At 30.4% G+C, this 3,204-nt stretch carries 4 protein-coding genes; 3 read left to right on the top strand and 1 reads right to left on the bottom strand.

The window, feature by feature from the left end; translation table 11 throughout:
• Positions 1 to 415: helix-turn-helix domain-containing protein (locus GMA06_RS08210; protein ID WP_163562282.1), on the bottom strand; the 415-nt coding region annotated here is incomplete at its 3' end.
• A gap of 797 nt (positions 416 to 1,212) precedes the next feature.
• Between GMA06_RS08210 and GMA06_RS08205 the strand changes: the two genes are divergently transcribed.
• The 3 genes from GMA06_RS08205 to GMA06_RS08195 all read left to right on the top strand — a co-directional run bounded on the left by GMA06_RS08205 (position 1,213) and on the right by GMA06_RS08195 (position 2,910).
• Positions 1,213 to 1,419 carry a hypothetical protein gene (locus tag GMA06_RS08205; protein WP_163562281.1) on the top strand — a complete coding sequence of 69 codons (207 nt, stop codon included), beginning with the start codon at positions 1,213 to 1,215 and terminating at the stop codon, positions 1,417 to 1,419.
• Positions 1,420 to 1,470: 51 nt separating this feature from the next.
• A complete protein-coding gene (locus GMA06_RS08200; protein WP_163562280.1) occupies positions 1,471 to 2,220 on the top strand; it encodes a class I SAM-dependent methyltransferase in 750 nt (249 codons plus the stop codon).
• 96 nt (positions 2,221 to 2,316) lie between these two features.
• Positions 2,317 to 2,910: a hypothetical protein gene (locus GMA06_RS08195; protein ID WP_163545276.1), complete on the top strand. Its 594-nt coding sequence runs from the start codon at positions 2,317 to 2,319 to the stop codon at positions 2,908 to 2,910.
• The last annotated feature ends 294 nt before the right edge of the window (positions 2,911 to 3,204 follow it).

Below are 3,204 nucleotides of genomic sequence, written 5' to 3'. Positions count from 1 at the left end.
CCGTATGTACAGATACATTGTGTTGTTTAGCGATGTAGGTTTCTGAAATGGTTTCTGTTAAAGTATCCATTATCTTTTGTTTTAAACGGTTTGTGATAAAACAATGCTTATCCACAATAGGTGTTTCCGCTGTAAATGATGATTGACAGGATTTACAATAAAAACGTTGTTTAGTGAGTGATAAATAGGCGTTTAGTCCTGAAATTTGGCATAAAGACAGTTGCGATTGACGTGTCCCATTTTTTACAATGCCATTGGTTGCGTGACAATTTGGGCAACAATCTGGTGTATAGGTTAATTTACCGTATAAGACCAATGATTTTTTATGTCGAATGTCACACTCTGATATGTTTTCATGATCAAATGTGATGTTTTTATCCTTTAATTGTAGTAAGATTTCTGTTATATTAGACATAGGCAATTTCTCCTTATTATTTGGTCGTACTTTTAATTTAAGAGAAAATTGCCTTTTTGTCTACATAAAATTAGGGTTGCTGGCTTATGCCATCAACCCTAAAAATTATACAGCCACAAAAAAACTCTCGTAAGATTTTCTTACGAGGGTTTTTGCTTCTGGGTGAAATAACGGTCTATGTCAAACCTGAATTGTCGAATAGATATGCCTATGAGTGAAAAAAGTGTATTTTATAGTTTCTTTTCAAATGGTGTTGGTGGAGAGAAATAGTGAGTATGTTGGTAGTGAATGGCATTAACCATTCACTACCTTTTTCACATTCTTTTTCTGCCATTGGGAATGGTGTTGTATGATAAACATAAGATAATATTTTTTATTTAAAAGTAGAATTTTTTTATTGTTTATTCATTTTTACACATTTGTTTTCTAATGGTTTTATATTGACTTTCTAATGTTATAGAATATAATAAAAGCATAGTAGATAAGTGATTTTTAAAAATTTAGTGCAGAAAAGATTGCATATAAGGCTATTTGTCAATGAATAAGTTATGGGAGAAAAAGAGTAAATATTTGATAAGTAGTAATATTTTTTGTAGTTAGTATAGTTATTTATTGTGTGTGCTGAATGATAGAAAGGGGTGTTGTCAAATGATGTGACGAAATATATTGTTTGGTAAATGATAACATTACATCAATTAAAATCGTAATGAATTTGATGGTTTTATGTGTTGGAGATTTATTTTGAAAAATAAGCAGTTATACTATGTCAATATTGTAGTATTTGATTAAGATAGATATTGTATGAAGTAGATGATGTGGTGAAAGCAAAACAATTTTTAAATATGTATGGCTTGCCTTTTGAAGAAAATTCATACAAAATAATTGTAAAAGGAGAGTTAGCTGACTATATTTCATGTTTTCAAAAGCATTTTATTGCTATTCATAAATGTTATGTGTTGCATCAATCATTAGAGGCAGAGTTTGAAAAATTATATATGACATAGAAAACAGCACTTTCCATAAAAACAGTTAAAGAATGTATGGAGGGAAAAGATATGATTCAATCATTTTGGAATAAGCATGCACAGGGGTATAGTCAACTCATTCGGTCAGATTTACAAAGTAATAAAGTAGAGAAGTGGCAACACTTTATTTTTGATGAAATAGATAATACTGTTTCTTTAAATATTTTGGATATTGGAACAGGACCTGGATTTTTTCCTGCTATTTTAACTAGCGATACGAGAAAAGTAACAGGAATTGATTTGTCAGACGAAATGATAAAAGTAGCCAAGGAAAATTTAAAAAAACTAGGTATTGATGCTACTATTATCAAACAAGATTGCCAAGAAACTGATTTTCAAGAGGCTAGTTTTGATGTGTTAATTTGTCGAAATTTAGTATGGACAGTACCAAATCCTGAAAAGGCTTACCGTGAATGGTATCGTTTGTTAAAACCAAATGGACAATTATTGATTTTTGATGGGTCTTGGTATAGTCATCATTTTCATGAAGATGCCAAAAAACGCTTTGACGAAAAGGCAAAAGAGTTACAAGAAAAGTATAATCTTATTGCACACAATTATGGTGATAAGACAACAGACCCAGAGGATTTTGATATGATGAATGCCTTGTATTTAAGTGATAAAAGAAGACCAGAGTGGGATAAAACATGTTTGGAAAACATAGGCTTTACAGTCACAAAAATTGAAGAGAATTATTTAGATAGAATACTTGATGAACAAGAAAAACAATATCGTACCGATATTGCGCCAGTATTTTTCATTAAGGCTATAAAAAAATAAGCTAGTATATGTATTTCTAATAAGGGAGTAGAAAGAAAAAAAGGAGGGTAGTATTTGAAATAATATGGCTAAATAATATATCAAGAGGGTATGAATATGATAAAAAAATTTTATTTCTTTGTATGCATTTGCTTAGGGCTAGTTATTTTTCAGTCCTGTGCCAATAAACCAGTTGATCAAACAGTGACATTAGATACTTTTTCAAATGGACAATTTGATAGTGCATCCAAAGAGACATTTATTAGAAAAATTTTCTTTGAATCGAATCGTATGATTGTAAGTATTGATTTTCAAAAAACAGAAAATTTAGATAAGATGACTAAATATTTGGGTTCAAAATATGGTTTGCTGTTTTTAGGAAAAGAAGGAGCTGAAATTCCAGATTTTTATCAAAAGGAATTAACAGATAAAACCTTTTTAAAAGAAAATGTATGTATAAGAGGATACGAACAAGGGGTTCCAGGATACAATTCAATGTATGGAAAAACATATATTGTCTTTTACAATCCAACAATAGAAGTACCCAATAACACAAGAACATCATGGCGTGTCCGCATGGAATGGGATAGGGACAAAGATAAAAACAAGCATAAGCATTATGAACCATCCGAAGATATCTTCTTGTTTACTGTTGATAAAGATGCAGGAATAAAAGATGACACGGGAATGACATATCGGAAAGTAAAATAAGATATGTGTATTTTTATATATTGACTCTTCGTCAAATCGTATTGATGAAGACATATTGGTGGTGAATGGCAATGCCATTCACTACCTTTTTTATCTTCTTTTTCTGTCAATTAGAAAAGGCTGTATGGTGAAATAAATATGAAAGTAAAATTTAAAACAAATATTTCCTCCAATTGTAAAGTAAAGTGCAAAAAAACAGATAATTACTTTCTCTTTTGCGGGGTTAATAACCAAACAATAAAAACAAAGGTTTTCTAGTCAAGGCGAAAAACAAAGTGTGCCTTGACGGGAAAC

It is taken from the genome of Granulicatella sp. zg-84 (assembly GCF_010892375.1).
Taxonomy (GTDB): domain Bacteria; phylum Bacillota; class Bacilli; order Lactobacillales; family Aerococcaceae; genus WM01.
The sequence above is the reverse complement of the archived record's forward strand: the minus strand, read 5'-3'. Positions and strand labels throughout refer to the sequence as shown.